Origin of the sequence: Janthinobacterium woesei (assembly GCF_051380875.1) — a bacterium.
GTDB lineage: Bacteria > Pseudomonadota > Gammaproteobacteria > Burkholderiales > Burkholderiaceae_D > Janthinobacterium.
The window spans coordinates 221,774-248,292 of record NZ_JBNYXW010000001.1; the positions used below are offsets into that span (position 1 = coordinate 221,774).

Consider the following 26,519-nt stretch of genomic DNA (forward strand, 5'->3'; position numbering starts at 1 on the left):
GCCAATGAAACAATCATTGCAGCTGCGCACTTCGCAGCACCTGGCACTGACGCCGCAGTTGCAGCAATCGATACGCCTGTTGCAATTATCTACCCTAGAATTGCATCAGGAGCTTGAGCAACTGTTGACGGACAATCCCCTGCTCGAACGCCTCGACGATCCGCTCGACCGCTCGCTGCGCCTGCTGTCCGATGGCGCCTTGAGTTCCACGGCCGCGCCAGCGGAAGCGCCGCCATTACCGCCCGGCCAGGAAGCGCCTGCCGCAGCGGCCGAAGCGGAACCGTTTGACGGCGAGGCGGGCGATAGTCCGGCTGCCATGGAGGGCGGCGACAACGACTGGAGCGAAGCGAGCCGCGGCAAGGCGCCCGACGACGAAGATTCCCGCCCGCAACTCGAAGCCCACCACTGCACCCTGCGCGAGCACTTGATGGAGCAGATGCGCGTGACGGTGCTGGAATTGCGCGACCGCGCGCTGGTCGAGCTGATCATCGACGCGCTCGACGACAATGGCTACCTGGAAGAGTCGCTTGACGACATCCTGGCGCGCCTGCCCGAAGAGCTGGAAATCGACGTCGACGAGCTGCGCACGGCGCTGTCCCTGCTGCAAAGTTTCGATCCGTCCGGCGTGGGCGCGCGCAATGCATCCGAATGCCTGGCGCTGCAAATCAAGCGTTTTCCGCACATCGCCATGGTGACGCGGCGCATGGCCCTCGTCATCGTGGAAAAGCACCTGGCCTGGTTTGCCCAGCGCGATTTCAACAAGCTGAAAAAAGCCCTCGATTGCGACGATGAAGACTTGCGCGAGGCGCAGACGGTCATTCGCCTGTGCAATCCGCATCCGGGCGCCGTGTTCGCCTCGGACGTGTCCGATTACGTGGTACCCGACGTCGTCGTCAAGCGCGCCCGCAATGGCTGGCAGGTGACCCTGAACAACGACGTCATGCCGCGCCTGCGCGTGAATGCCATGTATGCCAATTTGTTGAAGCAGGGCAAGGGCGAAATTGCCATGGGTGCACAGTTGCAGGAAGCCAAGTGGCTGATCAAGAACATGCGCCAGCGCTTCGACACGATCTTGCGCGTGGCGCAGGCGATAGTAGAACGACAAAAGAATTTTTTCTCGCATGGCGCCGTTGCCATGCGTCCCCTTGTGCTCCGTGAAATAGCTGATACACTGGGTTTACACGAGAGTACTATCTCGCGGGTAACAACCCAAAAGTACATGCTGACCCCGCATGGCATGTTTGAGTTGAAATATTTCTTTGGTAGCCACGTCGCGACCGAAGCGGGGGGCGAGGCGTCATCGACGGCGATACGGGCATTGATCGTGCAACTGACAGGAGCAGAAGACCCTAAAAATCCTTTATCCGACAGTAAGATTGCGGACATGCTGGGAGAACAAGGCATGGTGATTGCGCGACGGACTGTTGCCAAATACCGGGAAGCGTTGAAAATTCCGCCAGTGAGTCTGCGTAAGTGCTTGTAGTTTTTTCGGTTCCTCTGCGGGCCGGATACGATGGATACCGCACGAACCCGATCATCTTTAGGAGTGTGTATGAATCTCACCATCAGCGGACATCATCTTGAAGTGACACCAGCCATCCGTGAATACGTACAAACGAAACTGGAACGCGTGAAACGTCATTTCGATCAAGTCATCGATATTGCCGTGATTCTGACCGTCGACAACCTCAAAGAGAAAGAGAAACGCCAAAAGGCTGAAGTCAACCTGCGCCTTAGTGGTAAAACTGTGTACGTGGAAAGCCTGTCGCAAGACCTGTACGCCGCGATCGATACCCTGATCGACAAGCTGGACCGGCAAGTGATGAAGTACAAAAGCAAAGTGCAAGGGCACGGTAAAGAGGCGATCAAGCATCTGCCAGACAACTCGGAAGACGAAGTCGCCGCCGTGTAAACGGCCTGCCGCTTCCAACCAGTTGTGATCAACTAAGGGCGCATACATACTGCGCCCTTTTTTGCGCCCTGCGGAACGCAATCTGGGCGGCGAAGGCGCTAGTATGTTGTCACTCTCACTTCTTTCCTGCCTCCGAAAGCCTTGAATTGCCTGTCGCTGGAGATGGCGCGCGTGGCGCTGGACCGCCACTTCGGCGCCGGCGCCGGTTCCGTGGCGGCCATGCGCCTACGCTCGCCGCTGATGATGTCGGTGACCCTGGAATTGCTGCAGCGGGGTGCGCATCTGGGCCTGGCTGATTGCCTGCGCATGGAATGCACCCTGGTGCGCCACCTCGATTAATCAGGAGCGTTCGCGGTGGCGAAGGACGACTCTTTCGTTCGCGCCGAAATACTGCGCCAGCCGTTCCGCCATGTACACCGAGCGATGCTGGCCGCCCGTGCAGCCCAGGGCCACCGTCAGGTAGCTGCGGTTGTCGGACTTGAACGATGGCAACCATTTTTCGATGAAGGCGCGGATGTCGGCTAGCAGTTCCAGTGCACTGGGCTGTGAGTCGAGAAAGGCGATCACGGGAGCGTCGCGCCCGTCGAGTGGCCGCAGGGCCAGGTCGTAATACGGATTTGGCAAGGCCCGCACATCGAAGACGAAATCGGCGTCGAGCGGCACGCCCAGCTTGAAGGCGAACGATTCGAAGAACAGGGTCAGCGGCGCGCGCTCGGTGGCGATGATTTCCTTGATCCAGCCACGCAGCTTGTTGGCGCTCAGTTCCGACGTATCGATCACATGGCCCAGCTGTTCGATGGTCGACAGGCGCTCGCGCTCTTCCGAAATGCACTCGATCAGGGTGCGGCGGCTGGCCGGATTCTGGTTTGGCCGCAATTCGTGCGACAGGGGATGGCTGCGCCGCGTTTCCGAGAAACGCGCCACCAGCGAATGCGTGGTGGCTGTGAGGAACATGACTTTCACGTCATGCCCCTGGTCGCGCAGCAGGGCCACGTTGTGTGGCAGGCTGGCCAGCGATTCGGCGCTGCGCGCATCGACGGCCACGGCTAGCTGTGGCGTGCCTTCGTCGAGCAAGGTTTGCACTAGGCTGGGCAGCAAGGCTGGCGGCAGGTTGTCGACACAATAGTAGCCGGCATCTTCCAGCACATTGAGCGCGACGGATTTGCCGGAGCCGGATATTCCGGTAATAAGGACGATATGCATACGCCGATCATACAATAAAGATCGACGTTCTGCCCCTGCGGCAATTATCTTTACAGATTATTGCAATTGAGGCTGTAGTGTTGGTTATGAAAAATTATGATATTGGCGCCAGTAACTAGTCGCCACTCATGGCGAGTCGTTGGTGTAGCAGGGACTTCGGAGAGCATGGCTCTCCACCTGCGCAACGGTCCTCGCTTGCAAGCGAGGACTCCATTGCAGACTAGTCCCCGCTCATTGCTAATCGTTGGTGTAGCAGGGGATTCACGAAGCATTGCTTCGTGCCTGCGCAACGGTTCGCCCTTGCAAGGGCGAACTCCTTGCAACGCTAGTCACCGCTCATCGCCAAACGTTGCCGTTCCATAAACTCCTGCAAGGTATCGATGCCGCGCAGTTGCAAGATGGTGTTGCGTACGGCCGCTTCCAGCAGTACGGCGATGTTGCGGCCGGCGGCGACGGGGATGACGACCTTGCGCACGGGCAAGCCCAGCACGTCTTCCGTGGGGAACAGGAAGGGCAGGCGCTCAACTTCTTCTTCCAGCGCATTGCGGCGCACCAGGTGCACGATGAGCTTCAAACGCATCTTGCGGCGCACGGCCGTTTCGCCAAAGATGGCCTTGATGTCGAGCAAACCCAGGCCCCGCACTTCGAGCAGGTTTTGCAGCAGGGGCGGGCAGCGCCCTTCGATCATGTTGGGCGCAATGCGCGAGAATTCGACGGCGTCGTCGGCCACCAGACCGTGGCTGCGCGAGATCAATTCCAGCCCCAGTTCGCTCTTACCCAGGCCCGAGTCGCCCGTGATCAGAACGCCCACGCCAAGCACGTCCATGAAGACGCCATGCATGATGATGCGCTGCGCCAACTTTTTCGACAGGTAGACGCGCAGGAAGTCGATCACCTGCGCGGCCGGCAGCGGGGTCGAGAACAGGGGAATGTTTTGTTCGTCGCAGATGGCGAGGATGTCGGGCGGCGTTTCTAGGCCTTGCGCGATGATCAGCGCGGGCGGACCGCCGGCGATCAGCTCACCAATCACGTGGGTGCGCGTGTTGACCTTCAGGCGCTGGTAATAATTGATTTCCTGGTGGCCGAACACCTGGATGCGGCCCGGATGGATCAGGTTCAAGTGGCCCACCTGGTCGGCGGCCGACGAGACATCGCCCGAGATCAGGCGTTCGCCGCCGGGAAAACCGGCGAACCAGCCCAGTTGCAGACTTTCACGATTATCGTCGTACAGGCGTTGTATCGTCAGCGGCGTTTGCAACATGGCAGTCTTCTTCAGGAGTGGATCAATATCTGAAGTTTAACCCGTCGCTTGCAGACTGGGTTGCCAATTGACAATGCGTGCATGCACGGATTTCGGATCCGGATCGGTGGTCAGCGCCGTGCGGAAGGCATCGTCGGAAAACATTTCGGCAATTTCCGACAGGATTTCCAGGTGTTGCTGGGTGACATGATCGGGAATCAGCAGGAAAAACAGCAGATTGACGGGCTTGCCGTCCGGCGACTCGAAAGGAATTGGCTCGGCCAGGCGCACGAAGGCGCCCAGCGGCGCTTTCAGCGTCTTCATGCCCTTGACGCGGCCGTGCGGCACGGCTACGCCATGGCCCAGGCCCGTCGAGCCCAGGCGTTCGCGGGCAAACAGATTGTCCGAGACGGTGGAGCGGGCGATGCCGTAGTTGTTTTCGAAGATCAGGCCGGCTTGCTCGAAAGCGCGCTTTTTGCTGGAGACTTCCAGGTCCAGGAGGACGTTTTCGAGGGATAGTATTTTGCTAAGATTAGTCATGACACTCAATGAAATGGTGCAATGCGCAGAGGGCTTGCGAGCCGAATTATAGGCCTGTTTCCGCGGCCTGTAACGCCAATTCTCAACAGAATACGCCCGCTGCGGGCGCAGTGGATGCTACGGCATGGCGGCGTCTCATTTTAACAAAAAAATAACGTTGAAGCATTCTAGCTATTTCTGCGTTAAAAATGCAGGGTAGGCCGGTTTTTGCGTCGCTGAATGCCAATTTTCCGACTTTTCAGTGTTTTTTACCTACCCTGCCTGCGTTTGTAATGTTGTTTTAAAACACAGTCAACATTCCTGTTGACATCGTTTTGCCACACCGCCGATGTTGCTGACGCGCCTTATTGGCGCGCGTTGCGCAGATTGCCCGGCATCGCTCCGCTGCTGTAGTTGCTGCGCCAGGGATTGATGTCGAGGCCGCCGCGGCGCGTGTAGCGCGCATACACGGACAGCTTTTGCGGCTTGCACTGGCGCAAGATATCGACAAAGATACGCTCAACGCATTGCTCGTGGAATTCATTGTGCTCACGGAAACCGATCAGGTAGCGCAGCAGGCTTTCCTGGTCGATTTGCGGTCCTGCGTAGGTGATCTGCACGCTACCCCAGTCAGGCTGGCCCGTGACCAGGCAATTCGATTTGAGCAGGTGCGACACCAGTTTTTCTGCCACCGGCGCTTCGTCCAGGGCCGCTTTGAGCAACAGTGGCGAAGGCGTGTATTGCGTGATTTCCAGGTCCAGGCGGTCAAGCAGCACGCCGTCGAACTCGCCCATTTTCAGCTTGCCAAAGTCTTCCTGCAAGGTCAGTTCCACTTGCACGGGGGCACCAAAGCCGTTGGATAAATCCTGTTTGAGCAAGGTCAACAGTGCTTCCGGGCTGTCCAGCCTGGTCTGGTTGAACGAGTTCAGGTACAGCTTGAACGATTTCGATTCGATGATGTTGGGCGAGTCGGCCGGGGCACTGACCTTTGCGATCGCCACTTGCGGCTTGCCGCGCTGGTTCAGCCATGACAGTTCGTAGGCATTCCAGATGTCGAGGCCAAAGAACGGCAGTGTACCGTGCAGTTCCAGTTCGTCGCGCTTGCCCTGGCGCGGAATGGGAAACAGCAGCTCCGGCGCGTAATCGGTGCGGTAGGCGGAGCTTTTGCCCAGGGGGGATAGTTCGGCAAGGTCGTTGGTGGTGGTCATGGTCGTGGCGTAAATTCAGTCAAGCACGCATGGTAGCTTAATTTCACCCAACGGCGAGTGCCGGGGTCAGACCCTGAGGGGGAATACGGCCCAATGGAGCGTATTCCGATCGCGAAGCGACTGACCCCCACTTCTATCCCAAAAACAACTTATACACAGGATTGCTGCTTTCATCCCAGTAGCGATAACCGAGCGTGTCGAGGAAGCGGGCGAATTCACCCATTTCATCGGGCGGCACTTGCAAGCCGATCAGGATGCGGCCCACGTCGCCGCCCTGGCTGCGGTAATGACACAGGGAAATGTTCCAGTTCGGCGCCATGCTGTCGAGGAAGCGCATCAGCGCGCCCGGGCGCTCGGGAAATTCAAAGCGGTATAGCAGCTCGTCCTGCGCCAGGCGGCTCTTGCCACCCACCAGATGGCGGATATGCGACTTGGCCAGCTCGTCGTGCGTCAGGTCCAGGGTCTTGAATTCGTGTTCCTCGAAGGTCTTTGCCAGCACGCTCGATTCATGCCGGCCGGCAATCTGGATGCCGACAAATACGTGCGCTGCCTTTTCATCGCTGATGCGGTAATTGAATTCGGTCACGTTGCGCGCGCCGACGAGCGAGCAGAAACGTTTGAAGCTGCCCCGCTGTTCGCGCATGGTGACGGCAAACACGGCTTCGCGAAATTCGCCCAGTTCGGCCCGTTCCGCGACGAAGCGCAAACGGTCGAAATTCATGTTCGCACCGCTGGCGATGGTGATCAGGGTTTCGTTGTTGATGGGGTGCTTCGACAGGCTGGCCCGCTCCACATAGGCCTTGGCGCCGGCCACGGCCAGCGCGCCGGATGGCTCCAGGATCGAGCGCGTATCCGTAAATACGTCCTTGATGGCGGCGCAGATGGCGTCCGTGTCGACGGTGATGATTTCATCGACATACGCCTGCACCAGGCGGAAGGTTTCCTCGCCAGCCAGGCGCACGGCCGTGCCGTCGGCAAACAGGCCCACGTCGCTCAGGGTCACGCGCTCGCCCGCCTTCAGCGAACGGGCCATGGCGTTCGAATCGACGCTTTGCACGCCGATGATCTTGATGTCGGGGCGAATCTGTTTCACATAGGCAGCGATGCCGGCGATCAGGCCGCCGCCGCCGATGGGGGCGAAGATGGCGTGGATGGGGCCGGCGTGCTGGCGCAGGATTTCCATGCCGATCGTGCCCTGGCCGGCGATCACGTCCGGATCGTCGAACGGGTGCACGAAGGTCAGCTTCTGTTCTTTTTCCAGCGTCAGCGCATGGTTGTAGGCATCGGTATACGACTCGCCGTGCAGCACCACTTCCACGTTCACGCCGCCGCGCTCCTTGACCGCCTCGACCTTCACTTGCGGCGTGGTGGTCGGCATGACGATGACGGCGCGGCAGCCCATGCGCGCAGCCGACAGGGCCACGCCCTGGGCATGGTTGCCGGCCGAGGCGCAAATCACGCCGCGCTTGCGTTCCGCTTCGCTGAGCTTGGACATCTTGTTATAGGCGCCACGAATCTTGAAGCTGAACACGCTTTGCATGTCTTCGCGCTTGAAGTAAATCTGGTTGTTCAGGCGCTGCGACAGGGCAGGGGCCAGTTCCAGCGGCGTTTCGGTGGCAACGTCATAGACGCGGGCGGTCAGGATTTTCTTGAGGTAGTCGATGTTCATAGTCTGCAAGCAAGTGATTCTGGGCCAGAAAGGTACTGGAGCGTGTCGGTCGATAGCGGCTGCGCCGCGGCGGATAGCCAGGCGACAATTATGCTCTGTGGAACGAGGGGCCGGTGGGCCTTTGCCTGTTGGCGCGCTTTGTGCGGCGCGCAAGCTGCACTTCATTATAATGGAGAGCCTTACCGCATCGTGAAGTGTTCAATGATCGAATCCGCAATCGCCTGGTTGCTGCAATTGATCGCAGCGCCGGAAGTCGGGCTGACATCGGTCTTTCTGATCAGCTTTATTTCCGCCACCTTGTTGCCGCTGGGCTCGGAGCCGGCCGTCTTTGCCGTCATCAAGGCCAATCCCGCGCTGTTCTGGTCCGTCATCTTTGTCGCCACCCTGGGCAACACCTTGGGCGGCATGGTCGATTACTGGCTCGGCTACCGGGCCAAGCAGGCATTCGCCAAGGAGCGCGACACGCGCTGGTTCCGCTGGCTGGCCCGCTATGGCGCCAAGACCATGCTGCTGGCCTGGCTGCCCGTCGTGGGCGACCCGCTGTGTACCCTGGCTGGCTGGCTCAAGCTGCCGTTCTGGCCCAGCGTGGCCTACATGGCCGTCGGCAAGTGCGCGCGCTACCTGACCATGACGACCTTGCTGCTGTACGTGCCCGATGGCTTCTGGCACTGGGCCGGCCGGATGCTGGCTTGAATGGGGCTGCCTGCAACGCCTGTTTGCGCCACCTCGGGAAGCTTGATAGTTTGTGGCGCGGTCCGATTTTTGGCATTTTTGCGTAAAAAATCCACCTAAACTGATTTTTTATTCATGAAAAAGTTTGTTTTGCAATATTTGCTATGGCAGTGCATGCGCCGCTTAAACCTTAGGCTAGCTAAGGCTGTTAGAGCGTGGTGCGGCGCAATAAGATAAAATGGGTCTTTAGGGCCCAGTCCACATCGTCACCACACTCCATGAACGCTCCCGCACAAATCCAAGCTTTACTGGCAGAAACGCCGAATGGTCCCGCAGCAAGCCGCCTGCGCGAAATCCCGTATAACTACACGTCGTTTTCCGATCGAGAGATCGTCATACGCCTGTTGGGAGAAGACTCCTGGCGCTTGCTCGACGAGCTGCGCGGTGCCCGCCAGACGGGCCGTTCGGCGCGCATGCTGTACGAGGTGCTGGGCGATATCTGGGTCGTGCGCCGCAATCCCTACCTGCAGGATGACTTGCTCGACAATCCGAAGCGCCGCCAGGGCTTGATCGATGCCTTGCATCACCGCCTGGCCGAAGTCGACAAGCGCCGTTTGGGCATCGATGCCGCTGGCGGCGACGTTGCAGCCAGTGGCGAAGCGCCGGAAGTGGCGCAGGCACGCAGTGCCAATGTCGAGCTGCTGCTGAAGGCGGCCAGCAAGGCCGTGGCCGACTTTGGCGATGAATTCCGCAAGACCTACGACTTGCGCAAACGCACGGTCAAGGTGCTGGGCCGCTACACGGAAAAGCACAATGTGCGCTTCGACGGCATGACGCGCGTGTCGCACGTGACGGATGCCACCGACTGGCGCGTCGAGTATCCGTTCGTCGTGCTCACGCCCGACACGGAAGAGGAAATGGCCGGCCTGGTGAAGGGCTGTATCGAGCTGGGGCTGACCATCATCCCGCGCGGCGGCGGCACCGGCTACACGGGCGGCGCGATTCCGCTGACACCCATGTCGGCCGTCATCAACACGGAAAAACTGATCACCCTGGGCGACGTCGAAATGACGGTCTTGCCCGGCTTGACGCATGAGTACGCGACCATCAACTCGGGCGCCGGCGTGATCACGAACAAGGTCTCGGAAGCGGCGGAAAAGGCCGGCTTCGTGTTTGCCGTCGACCCGACCTCCGCGCATGCCTCGTGCATCGGCGGCAACGTCGCCATGAATGCGGGTGGCAAGAAAGCCGTCTTGTGGGGCACGGCGCTCGACAATCTGGCATCGTGGCGCATGGTCGACCCGAACGGCGACTGGCTCGACGTGACGCGCCTTGATCACAATTTGGGCAAGATCCACGATATCGCGCTGGCACGTTTCCAGCTGGAGTGGCGTCATCCGAGCACGCGCGACGCGACAAAACCGAACGCGCCATTCAAGACGGAAATCCTGGAAATTCCCGGCCGCACATTCCGCAAGGAAGGCCTGGGCAAGGATGTGACGGACAAATTCCTGGCCGGCTTGCCGGGCATCCAGAAAGAAGGCTGCGATGGCTTGATCACGTCGGCGCGCTGGATTTTGCACAAGATGCCGAAATTTGCCCGCACCGTCTGCCTGGAATTTTTCGGCCAGGCGCGCGATGCGATCCCGTCGATCGTGGAAATCAAGGATTACCTGGACGCCTTGCCGGCCAAGGGCGAGCAATACACGACCATCCGTCTGGCGGGCCTGGAGCATCTGGATGAGCGCTATCTGCGCGCCGTCGGCTACGCTACCAAGTCGAAACGGGGCGTGCTGCCGAAGATGGCCCTGTTTGGCGACATCGTCGGCGACGATGAAAATGCCGTCGCGCAAGCGGCATCGGAAGTGGTGCGCATCGCCAACACCCGCGTGGGTGAAGGGTTTGTCGCCGTCAGCGCGGAAGCGCGCAAGAAATTCTGGCTCGATCGCGCCCGCACGGCGGCCATTGCCAAGCACACCAACGCCTTCAAGATCAACGAAGACGTGGTCATTCCGCTCAATCGCATGGGCGAATACACGGACGGCATCGAACGCATCAATATCGAGCTGTCGATCAAGAATAAACTGCAACTGGCAGATGCCCTGAGTGCATTCTTTAACAAGGGTAATTTGCCAGTTGGCAAGAGCGACGATGCCTCGGACGAGCGCGTCGACGATGCGGAGATGCTGGGCGACCGCGCCGAGCAGGCGCAGCAGTTGCTGGCGCAAGTGACCAGCCGCTGGACGTACCTGCTGGCGCAGCTGGACCGTCCGCTGGCGGACGTGAAGGGTGAGTTGGCCGAACTGGGCATGGAGCGCTTGCTGCCCGTGTTCGATGCGCGCCTGGAAACGCAGCCGGACGCGACCCTGTTTGACGTGGTGCAGGACCGCACGGTGCGCATTACCTGGAAGCAAGAAATCCGCGCCCAGCTGCGCCAGATCTTCAACGGCGCCGCCTATAAACTGATACTCGACGAGGCGACGGCCATCCACGCGCGCATCCTGCGTAGCCGCGTCTTCGTCGCGCTGCACATGCATGCGGGCGATGGCAACGTGCACACCAACTTGCCCGTCAACTCGGACAATTACGAAATGCTGCAGGACGCCCACGCAGCCGTGGGCCGCATCATGATTTTGGCCCGCTCGCTGAACGGCGTGATTTCCGGCGAGCATGGTATCGGCATCACCAAGCTGGAATTTTTGACGGAAGAAGAGATCAGCGAGTTCCGCAGCTACAAGCAACGCATCGATCCGGAAGGCCGTTTCAATAAAGGCAAATTGCTGAACCTGCCTGGCCTAGGCGCCGACTTGCGCAATGCCTATACGCCATCGTTCGGCCTGATGGGGCATGAATCGTTGATCATGCAGCAAAGCGATATCGGCGCTATCGCCGACAGCGTCAAGGATTGCTTGCGCTGCGGCAAGTGCAAACCCGTGTGCTCGACGCACGTGCCGCGCGCCAACTTGCTGTATTCGCCACGCGACAAGATTTTGGCGACCTCCTCGCTGATCGAAGCCTTCCTGTACGAAGAACAGACGCGCCGCGGTATTTCCATCAAGCATTGGGAAGAGTTCGAAGACGTGGCCGATCACTGCACGGTGTGCCATAAATGCGTCACGCCTTGCCCTGTGGACATCGATTTCGGCGACGTGTCGATGAACATGCGCAACTTGCTGCGCAAGATGGACAAGAAGAGCTTTAATCCGGGCACCAAGGCCACGATGTTGTTCCTCAACGCCACCGATCCCGTGACCATCAACGCCACGCGCAAGGTCATGATCGGCTGGGGCTACAAGGCGCAGCGCTTGGGCCATGATTTGCTGAAGAAGTTTGCCAAGAAACAGACCAAGGCGCCGCCGCCATCGACGGGCAAGCCGCCCGTCAAGTCGCAAGTGATTCATTTCATTAACAAAAAGATGCCGGGCAACCTGCCGAAGAAAACCGCGCGCGCCTTGCTCGACATCGAAGACGACAAGGTGATCCCGATCATCCGCAATCCGAAGACGACCACGGCCGATACGGAAGCCGTGTTTTACTTCCCCGGTTGCGGTTCGGAACGTTTGTTCTCGCAAGTGGGCCTGGCCACGCAGGCGATGCTGTGGGAAGTGGGCGTGCAGACGGTCTTGCCACCGGGCTACTTGTGCTGCGGTTATCCGCAGCGGGGCGCGGGCGAGTTCGACAAGGCCGAAAAGATGATGACGGATAACCGCGTGCTGTTCCACCGCATGGCCAACACGCTCAATTATCTCGACATCAAGACGGTGCTGGTGTCGTGCGGCACCTGCTATGACCAGCTGGCGACGTACCAGTTTGAAAAGATTTTCCCCGGCTGCCGCATCATGGATATCCATGAGTACTTGCTGGAGAAAAACGTCACGCTGCAAGGCGTCAACGGCACGCGCTATATGTACCACGAGCCATGCCACAACCCGATGAAGCTGCAGGAATCGGGCAAGACCATCAATTCCCTGATCAGCACGGTAGATAACGTGAAGATCGAAAAGAATGATCGTTGCTGCGGCGAATCGGGTTCCCTGGCCGTCACGCGCCCTGACATTTCCACGCAAGTGCGTTTCCGCAAGGAAGAAGAGATGGTCAAGGGCGCCGACAAGCTGCGCGGCGATGGCTTCACGGGTGAGGTGAAGATCCTCACCAGCTGCCCGTCGTGCCTGCAAGGCTTGTCGCGCTACAATGACGATTCGGGCACGACGGCCGATTACATCGTTGTCGAGATCGCCAAACACTTGCTGGGAGAGAACTGGATGCCCGATTACGTGAAACGCGCCAATGACGGCGGCATCGAACGGGTGTTGGTGTGACCTGCGATTTATGTCAATTGCTCGATGGCTTCGCCGCCAAGCAGGGCGGTGACGCCTTGCTGTGGCGCAGCGAACGCCTGTCCGTGGTGGCCGTCGACGACCCTGCCTATCCTGGCTTTTGCCGCGTGATCTGGAACAAGCATGTGAAGGAAATGACGGATCTCACGCCCGGCGAGCGCAACTATGTGATGGAAGTCGTGTGGCAAGTCGAGCTGGCCGTGCGCGAAGTGATGCAGCCGGAAAAGGTGAACGTGGCCAGTTTCGGCAACATGACGCCGCACGTGCACTGGCACGTGATTCCCCGCTACCGCGACGACGCGCATTTCCCGAATCCGAGCTGGGCCGTGGTGCAGCGCGAGACGGCGCCCGAGGTGCTGGCCGCGCGCCGCGCCCTGCTGCCGGCGCTGTGTGCCGCCATTATTCAACGCTTATCCGCATAAAGTTACTCATGAATCAACAAACAACCCCACAACCGACCGGCTTGACCGTGCACAACCAGTCGCGCGTGCTCGACGTGGCCTTTGACGATGGCAGCACCTTTGCGCTGCCGTTCGAATATCTGCGCGTGTATTCACCGTCGGCCGAAGTGCAGGGCCATGGCAAGGGCCAGGAAACGTTGCAACTGGGCAAGCGCCTGGTGGGCATGACCAGCCTGGAGCCGGTCGGCAACTACGCCGTGCAACCGACCTTCAGCGATGGCCACAATTCTGGCCTGTACACCTGGGCCTACCTGTACAAGCTGGGCAGCGAGCAAGCTACCCTGTGGCAAGACTACCTGGGCCGACTGACGGCAGCCGGCTACCCGGGTGACAGCGGCCGCGACGCCAAGGCCGACATGACGGTCAAGCAATCTTCCGGCCATGTGCATGGACCCAGCTGCGGCCACAAACATTGAGGTGAAAAAATAATGCGGTAATCTGTCGGATAACCGCCGTCCCGTTCGTCGTATGAATGCCCGCGCTTGCGGGCATTCTTATTTCTGGAGACCCATAATGGAATACATGATCCTGATCTACGCCGACGAGGCGCGTTATGAAGCAATGGAAGAAGGGCCGATGGCCAGCCTGATGGCCGACTTTGCCAGTTACACGCAGGAACTGGAGGCGGCGGGCGTGCTGCGCGGCGGCGCCGAGCTGGCGCCCGTGCGCAGCGCCACTTGCGTGCGCCTGCACAACGGCAAGCCCGTCATCACGGATGGACCGTTCGCGGAGACCAAGGAGCAGCTGGGTGGCTATTATTTGCTGGCTTGCGCGCACCTGGATGAGGCTTTGACCTGGGCGGCGCGTTGTCCGGCGGCATCCTTGGGCACCATCGAAGTGCGGCCCGTTACAGCTTGAACATGGCTGGCGACGCCACTGTGGCCGTCGAACTGGTGTTTCGCCAGGAAGGGGGCAGGGTGCTGGCCGGCCTGATGCGGCGCTTTGGCGACTTGGGCCTGGCGGAAGACGTATTGCAGGAAGCGTGCCGCAAGGCACTCGAACTGTGGCCGCAGACGGGCGTGCCGGAGCATCCCGCCGCCTGGCTGGCGTCCGTGGCGCGCCATGCTGCCCTCGACCAGGTGCGCCGTGCGGGCAAGAGCGTGGCCGACGCGGACGCCGTGCTGTCCCGGCTGCCGGCGGCCATGCTTGCGGAAACACAAGCCATCGAGGATGACCGCTTGCGCCTGCTGTTCATCTGCTGCCATCCCGCGCTGGCGCCCGAGGCGCAGGTGGCGCTGGCCCTGCGCACCCTGTGTGGCCTGTCCACGGCCGAGATCGCACGCGCTTTCGGTTTGCCGGAAGCGACGCTGTCGCAGCGTGTGCTGCGCGCCAAGCGCAAGATCGCCGAAGCGCGTATTCCCTTCGAACTGCCACTGCAGCAAGAATGGCCGCAGCGCCTGGCGCAGGTGCTGCACGTGATTTACCTGGTCTTCAGCGAAGGTTATTGCGCCAGCGGGGGAGAGTCCCTGCTGCGCGCCGACCTGTGCGCCGAAGCGCTGCGCTTGGCGCGCCTGCTCGACAGCTTGCTGCCGGGCCAGCCGGAAGTGCAGGGCTTGCTGGCCCTGATGCTGTTGCAGGCGTCGCGCGGCGCGGCCAGGCTGTCGTCAGAAGGCGATCTGCTGACACTGGAAGAGCAGGATCGCCGCCTGTGGCATGGCGCCTTGATTGCTGAAGGGCTGGCGCTGCTGGAGCAGGCGCTGGCTGCGCGCACGCCGGGACCGTACCAATTGCAGGCCGCCATTGCCGCCTTGCACGCCAGGGCGGCCACGGCCAGCCAGACGGACTGGCGCCAGATCAGCGCCCTGTATGGAACTTTGCTGCGGCACAAACCGGAACCGTTGATCTTGCTCAATGCCGTGATTGCCTGCGCCATGGCGCATGGGGCCGGGCATGGACTGGCGTGGCTGGAGCGGCTCGAAGCGCTGCCCAGCCTGACGCAATCGCACTATCTGCACGCGGCCCGGGCCGACTTGCTGCGCCGCCAGGGCGACCGTGCAGCTGCGCTGGTCGCGTACACACAGGCCGCCGCACTGGCCTCGAATGGCGTCGAAAGGCAATACCTTCTGCGGCGTCAGGGGGAAATGCGCCTGCCGCTTGTATAATACATGCAAGTTCAAACAGACTGCCTACCATGACCAATACGACCCATTTCGGATACAAAACAGTTGCAGAAGACGACAAAGTGCGCGAAGTCGCCAAGGTGTTCCATTCCGTCGCTGCCAAATACGATGTGATGAACGACTTGATGTCGGGCGGGCTGCACCGTCTGTGGAAGACGTTTACGATTGCCAACGCGGGCGTGCGCCCCGGCTTCAAGGTGCTCGACATCGCTGGCGGCACGGGCGACCTGTCGAAGGCCTTTGCCAAGCAGGCAGGGCCCACGGGCGAAGTCTGGTTGACCGATATCAATGAGTCGATGTTGCGCGTAGGCCGCGACCGCCTCTTGAATCGCGGCCTGCTCACCCCCACCTTGTTATGTGATGCGGAGAAACTGCCGTTCCCGGATAACTATTTTGACCGGGTCAGCGTGGCCTTTGGCCTGCGCAACATGACGCACAAGGATGTGGCGCTGGCGGAAATGCGCCGCGTGCTGAAACCGGGCGGCAAGCTGCTGGTGCTGGAGTTTTCCAAGGTTGCCGCGCCGCTGCAAAAGCCGTACGACCTGTATTCGTTCTCGGTGCTGCCGTGGTTTGGACAGAAAATCGCCGGTGACGCGGAAAGCTATCGTTACCTGGCAGAATCGATCCGCATGCACCCGGACCAGGAAACCTTGAAGACCATGATGGAAACGGCGGGCCTTGAGCGCGTGCAGTACTACAATTTGACGGCAGGCATTGCCGCTTTGCATACCGGCATCAAGATGTAAATCAAAGATGTAACTTAACCGCTGCCGGTGAATTCAGGAGATGAAATGAAATTGAAGAAATTTATGGTCGGCATGATGCTGGCCGCGACCACGGGATCCATGCTGGGCGAGGCGCTGGCCCGTCCCATGGGGGGGGGCCGTTCGTTTGGCCGCCAGTCGCAAAACGTGGGCCGCCAGGCCCCGGCGCCGGCACCAACGCCCGCACCGAACGCGGCGCCACGCCAGGCGCAACCGGCGCCGGCCCCCGCACCCGCACCCGCGCCTGCCGCCAAGGCCCCTAGCCGCTGGAAGGGCTTGCTGGGCGGCGCCTTGCTGGGCCTGGGCCTGGGCGCGCTGCTGTCGCACTTTGGCCTGGGCGGCGCCCTGGCCAGCATGATCAGCACCCTGCTGATGGTGGCCCTGTTGGCGGGCGCGGCATTCTTCATCTACCGCATGGTGCGCGGCAAGCGCGCCGGCAATAGCATGGGCAACTCCGGCAACGCGCCGTTTGCGGGCTTTGGCGGTAATCAGCCTGCGCCTGCCGGCAATGTGCCCGATATCGGCGCGCGCATTCCACCGCTGCCACCGCTGCAGCCTGTCTCGTCCGGCGTGGGCCTGGACAAGGTAGCCCCTGTGGCCGCGCCATGGGGCGTGCCAGCCGACTTTGACAAGGAAGCCTTCCTGCGCCACGCGAAAAGCAATTTCATTCGCCTGCAAGCGGCCTGGGACAAGGCGGACGTCAACGACATCCGCGAATTTACCTCGCCGGAAGTGTTTGGGGAACTGCGCATGCAGATCCAGGAACGCGGCGCGCAGCCTGACTTTACCGACGTGGTCACCATCGACGCCGAATTGATGGGCATTGAAACGAGCGACAACGATTACCTGGCCAGCGTGAAATTCACGGGCCTGATCCGCTCGGCACCGGGCGCGCCGGCCGAGTCCTTCGCGGAAGTGTGGAATATGTCGAAACCCATCAGCGGCAATAGCGGCTGGGTATTGGCTGGCATTCAACAATTGGGTTAATGATAATAACTTCCTGAATAGCAGCTTAAGCCCATGGTCAATTCTTGGTGCTTAAGGGATATTTCCTGCTGAACTGGTAAGATCGAAACCGCCCGCGTTGTTGTACGGGCGGTTTTTTCTTTTTAAGGGCGCGCGCGGCGCGCAAGCACATGATGGCACCGATACCCGATATTTCCTTGATGGCTCCCGTCATCGCTACCATCAACCACCTGCTGGCACAGGAACCGTGGGCGCGCCAGCAATTGGCGGTGCACGCTGGCAAGATCGCCTGCATCGATACGGGCGCCGTGGCCTTGCGCATGCGCGTCGACAGTGCCGGCATGCTGGAAACGGCCCCCGGAACGGCTCCAGCCGACACGCCTGCCAACGTCACTATCCGTGTGAAACTGTTCGATGTGCCGCTGATACTGCAAAACCGCGAACGGGCGTTTTCCTATGTGAAAATCGAAGGCGATGCCGAATTTGCCAATGCGATTTCGCAATTGAGCAAGGGCTTGCGCTGGGAAGCGGAGCACGACCTGGAAAAGTTGCTCGGCCCCATCTTGGCCACGCGCCTGGTCGCCGGTGCCAGGGACGCTGTCGCTTTCGTGCGCACGGGCCAGCAAAAGCTGGCGGAAAACGTGGCCGAATACTTTCTCGACGAACAGCCGATGCTGATCCGTCCCAGCACCCTGCTGGAATATTCCACCGGCGTGACGCGCGTGCGCGATGACGTCGAACGCCTGGCCAAGCGCCTCGCCAGACTGGAAAAGGCGGCCGCCGCCCTCCAGATGCAGCCCTCCTCACCGGATTTGTCTACATGATATTGAAATTTTTGCGCCTGTTTAAAATCATCCGTGTTTCCATCAAGTACGGTCTGGATGAAATAGCAATTTCTGGTCTGCAAGTACCGCGCATTGCCAAGCTGATCGATACCCTGATTTTCTGGCGCGACCTGAGCTCGCCGCGCGGCATGCGCTTGCGCCTGGCGCTGGAAGAGCTGGGCCCGATCTTTGTCAAATTCGGCCAGGTGCTGTCCACCCGCCGCGATTTGATGCCGCTCGACATCGCCGAAGAACTTGCTCGTTTGCAAGATCGCGTGCCACCGTTCAGCTCCGACCTGGCCGTGGCGCAGATCACCAAGTCGCTGGGCGCGCATCCGGATCAATTGTTTGCCAGTTTCGAGCGCGAACCGGTAGCGTCTGCCTCGATTGCCCAGGTGCACTTCGCCACCTTGAAAGACGGCAAGGAAGTCGCCGTGAAGGTCTTGCGTCCCGGCATGAAAAAGCTGATCGACGAAGACGTGGCGCTGATGCATATCGCCGCCGGCTGGATCAGCCGCCTGTGGGCCGACAGCAAGCGCTTGAAACCGCGCGAAGTGGTGGGCGAGTTCGACAAATACCTGCACGACGAGCTGGACCTGATGCGCGAGGCGGCCAATGCCAGCCAGCTGCGCCGCAACTTCGCCAATTCGGACTTGCTGCTGGTGCCGGAAATGTACTGGGATTACTGCTCCAGCAGCGTGATCGTGATGGAGCGCATGGTGGGCATCCCCGTGTCGCAGATCGACCGCCTGGTGGCCGCTGGCGTGGATTTGCGCAAGCTGTCGAGCGATGGCGTGGAAATTTTCTTCACGCAAGTGTTCCGCGATGGCTTTTTCCATGCCGATATGCACCCGGGTAATATTCTCGTCTCCATCGCGCCCGAGTCGTTCGGCCGCTATATCGCGCTCGATTTCGGCATCGTGGGCACGCTGAACGATTACGACAAGGATTATCTGTCGCAAAATTTCCTCGCCTTCTTCCGCCGCGACTACAAGCGCGTGGCCGAGGCGCATATCGAATCGGGCTGGGCGCCGAAAGATACGCGCATCGACGAGCTGGAAGCGGCCGTGCGCGCCTGCTGCGAACCGATCTTCGACCGTCCGCTGAAGGATATTTCTTTTGGACAAGTTTTGCTGCGCTTGTTCCAGACCTCGCGCCGCTTCAATGTGGAAGTGCAGCCGCAGCTGGTGCTGCTGCAAAAGACCCTGCTCAATATCGAAGGCCTGGGCCGCCAGCTCGATCCGGAACTGGACCTGTGGCAAACGGCCAAGCCCTACCTGGAAAAGTGGATGAGCAACCAGGTGGGCCCGCAAGGCTTCATGGAACGCCTGCGCGCCGAGGCGCCCCGCTATGCGCACATCTTCCCGCAACTGCCGCGCCTGCTGCACCAGGCCTTGACGGTGGCCGGCGCGCCGCGAGAAAACGATGTGGAACTGATGAAAGTGTTGCTGGCGGAACAACGTCAGACGAACCGCTTGCTGAGCTTTATCGTGTATTTCGTGGGTGCCTTCGCACTCGGCGCGCTGGGCTTGCAAGTGTTCATGCGCTGGCATCAACTGCCGTTTTAATCGGCTCAGGGATAAGTGATGACTGACTTCCGCACCCGCGATCCGCTCTCGCCCGCCTTCTGGGACGAGCGTTTCGAGAAACAATTCACGCCCTGGGACCAGGGCGGCGTGCCGTCGCGCCTGGCCAGCTTTGTCCGCAGCAGCCCAGCGCCGCTGCGTTGTTTGATTCCCGGCTGCGGCTCGGCCTATGAGCTGGTTTTCATGCTGGACCATGGCTGGGATGCCACGGCCATCGATTTTTCACCCAACGCCGTGGCTGCCGCGCGCGCTGTCGTCGGCGAACGGGCAGGGCAAGTGGTGGAAGCCGATTTCTTTGCCTGGCGACCAGATGCGCCGCTGGACCTGATCTACGAACGGGCTTTTTTATGTGCCATGCCGCGCAGCATGTGGCCGCAAGTGGCGCAGCGCTGGGCCCAGCTGCTGGCGCCAGGTGCGATGCTGGCCGGCTACTTTTTCTTTGACGACAATGCCAAGGGGCCGCCGTTTGGTATTTCACGTGACCAATTAAACGCTTTGCTGGCGCCGCATTTCGATTGCCTGGACGACGAGGCCGTCAGCGATTCCATCGCGGTCTTCGCCGGCAAGGAGCGCTGGATGCGCTGGCGCCGCCGGGCAGGGTGAGGCGGGCAGGGCAATTTCAGCAGAGGCTGGCGGAAAAGCTTTATAATTCAGGGTTTTTGATGATTTTCTCGGAGTAGAGATGCCGATTTACGCTTACCGTTGTGACGAGTGTGGTTTTGCCAAGGATGTCTTGCAAAAGATCTCCGACCCAGTACTGACGGTGTGCCTGTCGTGCGGCAAGCCCAGTTTCAAGAAACAATTGACGGCCGCCGGTTTCCAATTGAAGGGCACTGGCTGGTACGCGACCGATTTCCGTGGCGGCACGGCGCCCAGCACGGCCATTCCGACTGGCCCGGCCGATAACGCCAAGCCAGGGCCTGCCACCGAGAGCGCGCCTGCCGCTGCTCCAGCGCCCGCGCCCGCCGCGGCAGCGCCGAAAGCGGACTGACACGGCGCTGTGCGCCGACCCCACCCATTACCGAGAAACCGATGCGTAAATACTTTATTACCGGATTGCTGATTTTAGTACCGCTGGCCATTACCGTCTGGGTCCTCAATCTGGTGATCGGCACGCTGGACCAATCCCTGCTGCTGGTGCCGCAACGTTTCCGCCCGAACTCGCTGTTCGGCTTTGACATTCCCGGCCTGGGCACGATACTGACGATACTCATCGTCTTTCTGACGGGCTTGTTGACGAATAACCTGGTCGGCAATTACGTGGTGAAACTGTGGGAAAAGTTGCTGCAACGCATACCCATCGTCAATTCCCTGTATTCGAGCGTCAAGCAAGTGTCGGATACTTTGTTTTCCTCGTCGGGCAATGCTTTCCGCAAGGCAGTGCTGGTGCCATATCCGCACCAGAATTCCTGGACCATCGCTTTCCTGACCGGCGTGCCGGGCGGCGATGCGGCGAACCACCTGGTGGGCGATTACGTCAGCGTGTATGTGCCGACGACGCCCAACCCGACATCGGGCTTTTTCCTGATGATGAAGCGCAGCGACGTGGTCGAACTCGACATGAGCGTTGATGCGGCGCTCAAGTACATCGTCTCGATGGGCGTGGTGGCGCCTGCGGAAGTTGTCGCTGTAACGGTCCCGGTCCCGGCCCCGGTCCCGGTATCGGCAGCCAAAGAATAAAGGCAGGCGTCCCAGCGGGGACGTGGCCGGATCGAACACTAATTTAACCTGGACTGAGAATTTTATGTCAATGCGTACTCAATATTGCGGCCTCGTCACTGAAGCCATGCTCGGCCAAACCGTCAGCCTGTGCGGCTGGGTACATCGCCGCCGCGACCACGGCAGCCTGATTTTCATCGACTTGCGCGACCGTGAAGGCCTGGTGCAAATCGTCTGCAATCCGGAACAAGCTGACATGTTCAAGGTCGCCGAAGCCGTGCGCAATGAATTCTGCCTGCGCGTGACAGGCGTGGTGACTGCGCGTACGGACGGCACCATCAACAACAACTTGAACTCGGGCAAGATCGAAGTCGTCTGCAGCGAGATGGAAGTGCTGAACGCCTCCGTGCCGGTGCCGTTCCAGCTGGACGACGACAACCTGTCGGAAACGACGCGTCTGACGCACCGCGTGCTGGACCTGCGCCGCCCGCAAATGCAAAACAACCTGCGCCTGCGCTACAAGGTGACGATGGAAGTGCGCAAGTACCTCGACGCGCTGGGCTTCATCGACATCGAAACGCCGATGCTGACCAAGTCGACGCCAGAAGGCGCGCGCGATTACCTGGTGCCATCGCGTGTGAACGCGGGCCATTTCTTCGCGCTGCCGCAATCGCCTCAGCTGTTCAAGCAGTTGCTGATGGTGGCCAACTTCGACCGCTACTACCAGATCGTCAAATGTTTCCGCGACGAAGACTTGCGCGCCGACCGCCAGCCGGAATTCACGCAGATCGATTGCGAAACCTCGTTCCTGACGGAACAGGAAATCCGCGACTTGTTCGAAGACATGATACGTGTCGTCTTCAAGAACACCCTGGACATCGAACTGCCCAACCCGTTCCCGGTGATGGATTACGCCACGGCGATGGGCCTGTACGGTTCCGACAAGCCGGACATGCGCGTCAAGCTGGCCTTCACGGACTTGACCGACGTCATGAAAGACGTCGATTTCAAGGTCTTCTCCGGTGCGGCCAACATGCCGAACGGCCGCGTTGTCGGCTTGCTGGTGCCCGGCGGCGGCGCCATGCCACGCTCGGAAATCGATGCATACACGCAATTTGTCGCCATTTATGGCGCCAAGGGCCTGGCCTATATCAAGGTCAATGAAAAAGCCAAGGGCCGTGACGGCTTGCAATCGCCGATCGTGAAGAACTTGCACGATGCAGCATTGGCGCAGATCATCGAACTGACCAACGCGCAAGACGGCGACCTGATCTTCTTCGGCGCCGACAAGGCAAAGGTCGTCAACGACGCCATCGGCGCGCTGCGCGTCAAAATTGGTCACAGCGATTTCGGCAAGAAAGCCGGCCTGTTCGACGACGTGTGGAAGCCACTGTGGGTGGTCGACTTCCCGATGTTCGAACACGACGAAGAAGCGGACCGCTGGACGGCCACCCACCATCCATTCACGGCGCCGAAAGACGGCCATGAAGACATGCTGGAAACCAATCCGGGCGCCTGCATCGCCAAGGCCTACGACATGGTCTTGAACGGCTGGGAACTGGGCGGTGGTTCGATCCGTATCCACCGCGCCGACGTGCAAAGCAAGGTCTTCCGCGCCCTGAAGATCGACGCCGAAGAAGCGCAGCTGAAGTTCGGCTTCCTGCTCGACGCCCTGCAATACGGCGCGCCTCCGCATGGCGGCCTGGCATTCGGCCTGGACCGTATCGTGACCATGATGACGGGTTCCGATTCGATCCGCGACGTCATCGCCTTCCCGAAAACCCAGCGCGCCCAGTGTCTGCTGACACAAGCGCCGTCGGAAGTGGACGAGAAGCAACTGCGCGAACTGCACATCCGTTTGCGCGGCGCCGAGCCAAAAGTAGCGTAATGCATCATGCGGCCGCTGCGGCGGCCGCTGTTTGATAATGCTATGCAAGAAGAGGCGCTTTTGAGGCGCCTTTTTCATTTTTGATATGACCCATAAAATTCCCATTTCCGTGCTGGTCGTCATTCATACGCCTGAACTCGACGTGTTGCTGATCGAGCGCGCGGGCCAGCCTGGTTTCTGGCAGTCGGTGACCGGTTCGCTCGATGCCGTTGACGAACCGCTGCTGCAGACGGCGGCGCGCGAACTGTTCGAGGAAACCGGTATCGTCGCCGATGGCGAACGCATCGTGCTGCGCGACTGGAACTTGTCGAATGTGTACGAGATTTACCCCGTCTGGCGCCACCGCTATGCGCCCGGCGTGACGCGCAACACGGAGCACGTGTTCAGCGTGCAAGTGCCGCGCGACATCGCCATCACCCTGAGTCCCCGCGAACACCTGCAATACACGTGGCTGCCATACTTGGCGGCGGCCGACCAATGTTTTTCCTCTTCCAACGCGGAAGCCATTTTGCAATTGCCGGCCATGACGGGCCTGGCATGGCGTACCTGACCTCTGATAAGAAAGCATTCCATGTTGAACTGGATTCATTTGACCGCACAGCAAAAACTGCTGGGCGTTGTCGGCATCATTTTATGCCTGTGCTTCATCCTGGCACTCTTCACCTCCACCGTGCCCGGCCGCACGCCGCCGATCGGCATGCCGCTGATGGCGATCGGCTGGCTGCTGCACCCTGGCGCGTTTGCCAAGGGCAAGCGCACCGTGGCCTGGCGCGGCGCACCGTTGCTGGTGAAGGTGGTGTGGGCCGCCGGCATTACGGCTTTGCTGGTGAGCGTGACGGCTGGCGTGAGCCGTATGCTGGCCTGATTGCGCTCGATGGCCGGGCGATTTTGATGGCGTAGGTGCACACGCGCACCTATGTTGGCGCCGCGTGGGCCGCGTCTGGGAGTAGAATCAATGCATGAAAATCCGCGTAGCAACTTATAATATACACAAGGGTGTTTCCTCCGTGCGGGGCTTGCCCAGGGTGCATGCTTTGAAGCAGGCGATTGCCCTTTTTCATGCAGAGGTTGTTTTTTTGCAAGAAGTGCAGGGCAAGCATGACCGCAATGCGGCCCGCTTTGGCGCCGAGAACAATGGCCAGAAGCATTGGCCGGAAGCGTCGCAGCATGAATTCTTTGCCGGCGCCGAGCATCATTCGGCGTATGGCATGAATGCCGTGTATGACCATGGCCACCATGGCAACGCCTTGCTGAGCAAGTTTCCCATCGCCTCGCAAACCAACCACGACGTATCAGACCATGCATACGAGCAACGCGGCATCCTGCATTGCGTGCTCAAGACGCCGCAGGCCGACGTGCATTGCTATGTGGTCCACCTGGGCTTGTTCGAGTCGGGACGGGGCCGCCAGACGCAGGCGCTGATCGATGCCGTCATGGCCTCGGCGCCGAATGGCGAGCCGGTCATCATCGCCGGCGATTTCAATGACTGGCGCAACACGCTCAGCGACAAGCTGCGCAATGCGCTGGGCGTGGTGGAAGTGTTCGACCAGCGCGCGTCGAATTCGGCCCTGGGCGACCTGGTGCGTACCCTGGCGCGGCGCCAGACGAAAACGCCGATCCCCGTGCCGGCACGCACCTTTCCCGCCGCCTTGCCGTGGTTCCGCCTGGACCGCATCTATGTGCGCGGTTTCCATGTGGAAGGCGCGCAGGTCATGCACGGCACCTTGTGGGCAAAATTGTCGGACCACGCGCCGATAGTTGCTGCTTTGAAACTCGCGTAGACTGCCAGCATGCGCACAGTCAATTTCATCGCCCACAACAACATCGAGCTGCTGTATTGCGGCACCGATTACTTTCCTGCGCTGGTTCAGGCCATCGACGGCGCGCGCGCGGAAGTCTATTTCGAAACCTATATCTTTGCCGATGACACCACGGGCACCCTGGTGCTCGACGCCCTGAAGCGCGCCGCTGCACGCGGGGTGATGGTGTGCATGATCACGGACTGGTTCGGCACTGGCAACCGCCGGGTCAATGCCATGCATGCAGAGCTGGAAGCGGCTGGCGTACACCATCGCATCTTCAATCCGTGGTTCCGAAGCGGCATTGCGCGCACGCACCGCAAGATCTGCGTCGCCGATGGCGAGGTCGCGCTGGTGGGCGGCATCAATATCAACGACGACATGTTTTGCGACTACGACCACAACATCAGCCTGGAAGCGCCGCGCTGGGACTTTGCCGTGCAGGTGAAGGGGCCGCTGGTAGACGCTATCCATGAAGAAGTGCAGGCGCAGTGGGCGAGATTAGGCAAGATGAACCTGGTGCGGCGTATCAAGCTGTACCGCAAGATGCGCGTCGTCAGCAAGGAGCTGGCGAAGAACCCTGTCGTGGCCGGCTTTGTCGTGCGCGACAACCTGCGCAACCGCCGCACCATCCAGCGCGCCTACCTGCAGGCGCTGGGCCAGGCGAGGAAAAGCGTGATGCTGGCCAACCCGTATTTTGCGCCCGGGCACAAGCTGCGCCGCGCGCTGGCCCAGGCGGCCCAGCGGGGCGTGGACGTGGTTTTGCTGATCGGCGTGGGCGAATTCCGCATACAAGATGCCGTGGCGCATTCCTTTTATCCGAAACTGCTGGCGGCCGGCGTCAAGATCGTCGAATACCGCAAGACGCAGCTGCATGCCAAGGTGGCCGTGGTCGACGATGATTGGGCCACGGTGGGTTCGAGCAATATCGACGCGCTGAGCCTGTTCCTGAACCAGGAAGCGAACGTGGTCATCAAGGACGTTGCGTTTGCGCAAAGCCTGCGCCAGCACATCGAGCAGGGCGTGGCGGACGGCATCGTCATCCACCCGGACGACTTCAAGCACATCGGCCGTTTCCGCCGCCTGGGCTATGAAGCGGCGTTCCTGGCGTACCGGCTGGTGATGCGCATTTTTTCAGTAGGCAAGTACGCATGAACGAGATGATAACAGTAAGGCTGGACAAATGGCTGTGGGCGGCGCGCTTTTTCAAGACGCGTTCGCTGGCCAGCGAGGCTGTCGACAATGGCAAGGTGAAAGTGGACGGCGAGCGTGTCAAACCGGCGCGCAGCCTGCGCGTGGGCGACGAACTGGCCGTCGACAATGGTGCGGAAACGTGGGAAGTGGCCGTGCTGGGCCTGTCCGACAAACGCGGTGCGGCAAGCGTGGCGCGCCTGCTGTATGCCGAGACGCCGGCCAGCATCGCCCGCCGCGAACACCTGGCGCAGGAACGCAAGCTGTTCCGCGAGCCGGGCACGACCATCAAAGGGCGGCCGACCAAGCGCGACCGCCGTCAACTGAGCAAGGCAGGCGACCTTTCCTGAGGCGCGTTTGTGTCCGTGCGGCAAGGGAGCGACGCGCTTTTGCCTGCCGGGAATCGCTGTAAATACGCGGCCAAAGAATGCTGCGTCGCACCAATAGAACGCTGGCTCTAAAGTTCCCGTTTGACTTTTATGTTGTAGTGGATAATAGTAC

27 protein-coding genes are annotated in these 26,519 nt (G+C 60.4%); 22 read left to right on the forward strand and 5 right to left on the reverse strand.

Annotated features, from left to right (window positions below; genetic code table 11):
* Positions 1 to 4 precede the first annotated feature (4 nt).
* The 3 genes from ACQ4W6_RS01030 (at position 5) to ACQ4W6_RS01040 (ending at position 2,251) form a co-directional block, all read left to right on the forward strand.
* Entirely contained in the window at positions 5 to 1,483 is a 1,479-nt protein-coding gene (locus tag ACQ4W6_RS01030) for an RNA polymerase factor sigma-54 (RefSeq protein WP_436565321.1), read from the forward strand.
* A gap of 69 nt (positions 1,484 to 1,552) precedes the next feature.
* Positions 1,553 to 1,912, forward strand: a complete 360-nt coding sequence (gene hpf, locus ACQ4W6_RS01035; RefSeq protein ID WP_436565322.1) for a ribosome hibernation-promoting factor, HPF/YfiA family — start codon at positions 1,553 to 1,555, stop codon at positions 1,910 to 1,912.
* 141 nt (positions 1,913 to 2,053) lie between these two features.
* Positions 2,054 to 2,251, forward strand: coding sequence for a hypothetical protein (locus ACQ4W6_RS01040; protein ID WP_436565323.1), 198 nt, complete (start codon positions 2,054 to 2,056; stop codon positions 2,249 to 2,251).
* Here ACQ4W6_RS01040 and rapZ read toward each other — a convergent pair whose 3' ends face one another.
* The 5 genes from rapZ to ilvA form a co-directional block, all read right to left on the reverse strand.
* Entirely contained in the window at positions 2,252 to 3,115 is an 864-nt protein-coding gene (gene rapZ / locus ACQ4W6_RS01045) for an RNase adapter RapZ (protein WP_436565324.1), read from the reverse strand. It abuts the gene before it with no gap.
* 325 nt (positions 3,116 to 3,440) lie between these two features.
* Positions 3,441 to 4,376, reverse strand: coding sequence for an HPr(Ser) kinase/phosphatase (gene hprK / locus ACQ4W6_RS01050; RefSeq protein WP_034753337.1), 936 nt, complete (start codon positions 4,374 to 4,376; stop codon positions 3,441 to 3,443).
* Positions 4,377 to 4,412: 36 nt separating this feature from the next.
* Positions 4,413 to 4,895, reverse strand: a complete 483-nt coding sequence (locus ACQ4W6_RS01055; RefSeq protein ID WP_436565325.1) for a PTS sugar transporter subunit IIA — start codon at positions 4,893 to 4,895, stop codon at positions 4,413 to 4,415.
* Positions 4,896 to 5,239: 344 nt separating this feature from the next.
* The gene (gene queF, locus ACQ4W6_RS01060) at positions 5,240 to 6,082 is read right to left on the reverse strand and encodes an NADPH-dependent 7-cyano-7-deazaguanine reductase QueF (protein ID WP_436565326.1); all 843 of its coding nucleotides are present in this window, start codon (positions 6,080 to 6,082) and stop codon (positions 5,240 to 5,242) included.
* A gap of 133 nt (positions 6,083 to 6,215) precedes the next feature.
* Positions 6,216 to 7,751 carry a threonine ammonia-lyase, biosynthetic gene (gene ilvA, locus ACQ4W6_RS01065; protein ID WP_436565327.1) on the reverse strand — a complete coding sequence of 512 codons (1,536 nt, stop codon included), beginning with the start codon at positions 7,749 to 7,751 and terminating at the stop codon, positions 6,216 to 6,218.
* A 201-nt stretch (positions 7,752 to 7,952) separates the two neighbouring features.
* Between ilvA and ACQ4W6_RS01070 the strand changes: the two genes are divergently transcribed.
* The 19 genes from ACQ4W6_RS01070 to ACQ4W6_RS01160 all read left to right on the forward strand — a co-directional run bounded on the left by ACQ4W6_RS01070 (position 7,953) and on the right by ACQ4W6_RS01160 (position 26,368).
* Positions 7,953 to 8,444, forward strand: a complete 492-nt coding sequence (locus ACQ4W6_RS01070; protein WP_436565328.1) for a YqaA family protein — start codon at positions 7,953 to 7,955, stop codon at positions 8,442 to 8,444.
* Positions 8,445 to 8,701: 257 nt separating this feature from the next.
* Positions 8,702 to 12,742, forward strand: a complete 4,041-nt coding sequence (locus ACQ4W6_RS01075; RefSeq protein ID WP_436565329.1) for a DUF3683 domain-containing protein — start codon at positions 8,702 to 8,704, stop codon at positions 12,740 to 12,742.
* Positions 12,739 to 13,182: an HIT family protein gene (locus ACQ4W6_RS01080; RefSeq protein ID WP_436565330.1), complete on the forward strand. Its 444-nt coding sequence runs from the start codon at positions 12,739 to 12,741 to the stop codon at positions 13,180 to 13,182. The genes ACQ4W6_RS01075 and ACQ4W6_RS01080 overlap by 4 nt, the downstream gene beginning before the upstream one ends.
* A gap of 8 nt (positions 13,183 to 13,190) precedes the next feature.
* Positions 13,191 to 13,637: a gamma-butyrobetaine hydroxylase family protein gene (locus tag ACQ4W6_RS01085; protein WP_436565331.1), complete on the forward strand. Its 447-nt coding sequence runs from the start codon at positions 13,191 to 13,193 to the stop codon at positions 13,635 to 13,637.
* A gap of 97 nt (positions 13,638 to 13,734) precedes the next feature.
* Entirely contained in the window at positions 13,735 to 14,079 is a 345-nt protein-coding gene (locus ACQ4W6_RS01090; protein WP_436565332.1) for a YciI family protein, read from the forward strand.
* Between the two features lie 2 nt (positions 14,080 to 14,081).
* Positions 14,082 to 15,323, forward strand: a complete 1,242-nt coding sequence (locus ACQ4W6_RS01095; protein WP_436565333.1) for an RNA polymerase sigma factor — start codon at positions 14,082 to 14,084, stop codon at positions 15,321 to 15,323.
* Between the two features lie 29 nt (positions 15,324 to 15,352).
* A complete protein-coding gene (ubiE, locus tag ACQ4W6_RS01100) occupies positions 15,353 to 16,087 on the forward strand; it encodes a bifunctional demethylmenaquinone methyltransferase/2-methoxy-6-polyprenyl-1,4-benzoquinol methylase UbiE (RefSeq protein WP_034753359.1) in 735 nt (244 codons plus the stop codon).
* A gap of 45 nt (positions 16,088 to 16,132) precedes the next feature.
* Entirely contained in the window at positions 16,133 to 17,092 is a 960-nt protein-coding gene (locus ACQ4W6_RS01105; protein WP_436565334.1) for a Tim44 domain-containing protein, read from the forward strand.
* A 152-nt stretch (positions 17,093 to 17,244) separates the two neighbouring features.
* Complete coding sequence (locus ACQ4W6_RS01110; RefSeq protein ID WP_436565468.1) at positions 17,245 to 17,895, forward strand: ubiquinone biosynthesis accessory factor UbiJ; 651 nt, start codon at positions 17,245 to 17,247, stop codon at positions 17,893 to 17,895.
* Positions 17,892 to 19,463 carry a ubiquinone biosynthesis regulatory protein kinase UbiB gene (gene ubiB, locus ACQ4W6_RS01115; protein WP_436565335.1) on the forward strand — a complete coding sequence of 524 codons (1,572 nt, stop codon included), beginning with the start codon at positions 17,892 to 17,894 and terminating at the stop codon, positions 19,461 to 19,463. The genes ACQ4W6_RS01110 and ubiB overlap by 4 nt, the downstream gene beginning before the upstream one ends.
* Positions 19,464 to 19,481: 18 nt before the next feature.
* Positions 19,482 to 20,084, forward strand: coding sequence for a methyltransferase (locus tag ACQ4W6_RS01120; RefSeq protein WP_436565336.1), 603 nt, complete (start codon positions 19,482 to 19,484; stop codon positions 20,082 to 20,084).
* Between the two features lie 79 nt (positions 20,085 to 20,163).
* Positions 20,164 to 20,472 carry an FmdB family zinc ribbon protein gene (locus ACQ4W6_RS01125; protein ID WP_436565337.1) on the forward strand — a complete coding sequence of 103 codons (309 nt, stop codon included), beginning with the start codon at positions 20,164 to 20,166 and terminating at the stop codon, positions 20,470 to 20,472.
* 41 nt (positions 20,473 to 20,513) lie between these two features.
* Positions 20,514 to 21,161, forward strand: coding sequence for a DUF502 domain-containing protein (locus ACQ4W6_RS01130; RefSeq protein ID WP_436565338.1), 648 nt, complete (start codon positions 20,514 to 20,516; stop codon positions 21,159 to 21,161).
* Between the two features lie 64 nt (positions 21,162 to 21,225).
* Entirely contained in the window at positions 21,226 to 23,028 is a 1,803-nt protein-coding gene (gene aspS / locus ACQ4W6_RS01135) for an aspartate--tRNA ligase (RefSeq protein WP_436565339.1), read from the forward strand.
* A gap of 85 nt (positions 23,029 to 23,113) precedes the next feature.
* Complete coding sequence (gene nudB / locus ACQ4W6_RS01140; RefSeq protein ID WP_436565340.1) at positions 23,114 to 23,578, forward strand: dihydroneopterin triphosphate diphosphatase; 465 nt, start codon at positions 23,114 to 23,116, stop codon at positions 23,576 to 23,578.
* Positions 23,579 to 23,599: 21 nt separating this feature from the next.
* Positions 23,600 to 23,893, forward strand: a complete 294-nt coding sequence (locus ACQ4W6_RS01145; protein WP_436565341.1) for a hypothetical protein — start codon at positions 23,600 to 23,602, stop codon at positions 23,891 to 23,893.
* A gap of 94 nt (positions 23,894 to 23,987) precedes the next feature.
* Entirely contained in the window at positions 23,988 to 24,809 is an 822-nt protein-coding gene (locus ACQ4W6_RS01150; protein WP_436565342.1) for an endonuclease/exonuclease/phosphatase family protein, read from the forward strand.
* 9 nt (positions 24,810 to 24,818) lie between these two features.
* On the forward strand, positions 24,819 to 25,982 hold the full coding sequence (clsB, locus tag ACQ4W6_RS01155) for a cardiolipin synthase ClsB (RefSeq protein WP_436565343.1): 1,164 nt from the start codon (positions 24,819 to 24,821) through the stop codon (positions 25,980 to 25,982).
* The gene (locus ACQ4W6_RS01160) at positions 25,979 to 26,368 is read left to right on the forward strand and encodes an RNA-binding S4 domain-containing protein (protein WP_436565344.1); all 390 of its coding nucleotides are present in this window, start codon (positions 25,979 to 25,981) and stop codon (positions 26,366 to 26,368) included. The genes clsB and ACQ4W6_RS01160 overlap by 4 nt, the downstream gene beginning before the upstream one ends.
* The last annotated feature ends 151 nt before the right edge of the window (positions 26,369 to 26,519 follow it).

What these genes read in the sequence shown, in the direction of transcription:
- ACQ4W6_RS01090 (WP_436565332.1), top strand. Translation starts at nt 13,735, where the DNA reads ATGGAATACATGATCCTGATCTACGCCGACGAGGCGCGTTATGAAGCA.
- ubiE (WP_034753359.1), top strand. Translation starts at nt 15,353, where the DNA reads ATGACCAATACGACCCATTTCGGATACAAAACAGTTGCAGAAGACGAC.
- ACQ4W6_RS01055 (WP_436565325.1), bottom strand. Translation starts at nt 4,895, where the DNA reads ATGACTAATCTTAGCAAAATACTATCCCTCGAAAACGTCCTCCTGGAC.
- hpf (WP_436565322.1), top strand. Translation starts at nt 1,553, where the DNA reads ATGAATCTCACCATCAGCGGACATCATCTTGAAGTGACACCAGCCATC.
- ACQ4W6_RS01145 (WP_436565341.1), top strand. Translation starts at nt 23,600, where the DNA reads ATGTTGAACTGGATTCATTTGACCGCACAGCAAAAACTGCTGGGCGTT.
- ACQ4W6_RS01150 (WP_436565342.1), top strand. Translation starts at nt 23,988, where the DNA reads ATGAAAATCCGCGTAGCAACTTATAATATACACAAGGGTGTTTCCTCC.
- ACQ4W6_RS01110 (WP_436565468.1), top strand. Translation starts at nt 17,245, where the DNA reads ATGGCACCGATACCCGATATTTCCTTGATGGCTCCCGTCATCGCTACC.
- ACQ4W6_RS01030 (WP_436565321.1), top strand. Translation starts at nt 5, where the DNA reads ATGAAACAATCATTGCAGCTGCGCACTTCGCAGCACCTGGCACTGACG.
- ACQ4W6_RS01085 (WP_436565331.1), top strand. Translation starts at nt 13,191, where the DNA reads ATGAATCAACAAACAACCCCACAACCGACCGGCTTGACCGTGCACAAC.
- ACQ4W6_RS01095 (WP_436565333.1), top strand. Translation starts at nt 14,082, where the DNA reads ATGGCTGGCGACGCCACTGTGGCCGTCGAACTGGTGTTTCGCCAGGAA.
- queF (WP_436565326.1), bottom strand. Translation starts at nt 6,082, where the DNA reads ATGACCACCACCAACGACCTTGCCGAACTATCCCCCCTGGGCAAAAGC.
- ACQ4W6_RS01070 (WP_436565328.1), top strand. Translation starts at nt 7,953, where the DNA reads ATGATCGAATCCGCAATCGCCTGGTTGCTGCAATTGATCGCAGCGCCG.
- ACQ4W6_RS01075 (WP_436565329.1), top strand. Translation starts at nt 8,702, where the DNA reads ATGAACGCTCCCGCACAAATCCAAGCTTTACTGGCAGAAACGCCGAAT.
- aspS (WP_436565339.1), top strand. Translation starts at nt 21,226, where the DNA reads ATGTCAATGCGTACTCAATATTGCGGCCTCGTCACTGAAGCCATGCTC.
- ubiB (WP_436565335.1), top strand. Translation starts at nt 17,892, where the DNA reads ATGATATTGAAATTTTTGCGCCTGTTTAAAATCATCCGTGTTTCCATC.
- nudB (WP_436565340.1), top strand. Translation starts at nt 23,114, where the DNA reads ATGACCCATAAAATTCCCATTTCCGTGCTGGTCGTCATTCATACGCCT.
- ACQ4W6_RS01120 (WP_436565336.1), top strand. Translation starts at nt 19,482, where the DNA reads ATGACTGACTTCCGCACCCGCGATCCGCTCTCGCCCGCCTTCTGGGAC.
- ACQ4W6_RS01130 (WP_436565338.1), top strand. Translation starts at nt 20,514, where the DNA reads ATGCGTAAATACTTTATTACCGGATTGCTGATTTTAGTACCGCTGGCC.
- hprK (WP_034753337.1), bottom strand. Translation starts at nt 4,376, where the DNA reads ATGTTGCAAACGCCGCTGACGATACAACGCCTGTACGACGATAATCGT.
- ilvA (WP_436565327.1), bottom strand. Translation starts at nt 7,751, where the DNA reads ATGAACATCGACTACCTCAAGAAAATCCTGACCGCCCGCGTCTATGAC.
- ACQ4W6_RS01160 (WP_436565344.1), top strand. Translation starts at nt 25,979, where the DNA reads ATGAACGAGATGATAACAGTAAGGCTGGACAAATGGCTGTGGGCGGCG.
- clsB (WP_436565343.1), top strand. Translation starts at nt 24,819, where the DNA reads ATGCGCACAGTCAATTTCATCGCCCACAACAACATCGAGCTGCTGTAT.
- ACQ4W6_RS01105 (WP_436565334.1), top strand. Translation starts at nt 16,133, where the DNA reads ATGAAATTGAAGAAATTTATGGTCGGCATGATGCTGGCCGCGACCACG.
- rapZ (WP_436565324.1), bottom strand. Translation starts at nt 3,115, where the DNA reads ATGCATATCGTCCTTATTACCGGAATATCCGGCTCCGGCAAATCCGTC.
- ACQ4W6_RS01125 (WP_436565337.1), top strand. Translation starts at nt 20,164, where the DNA reads ATGCCGATTTACGCTTACCGTTGTGACGAGTGTGGTTTTGCCAAGGAT.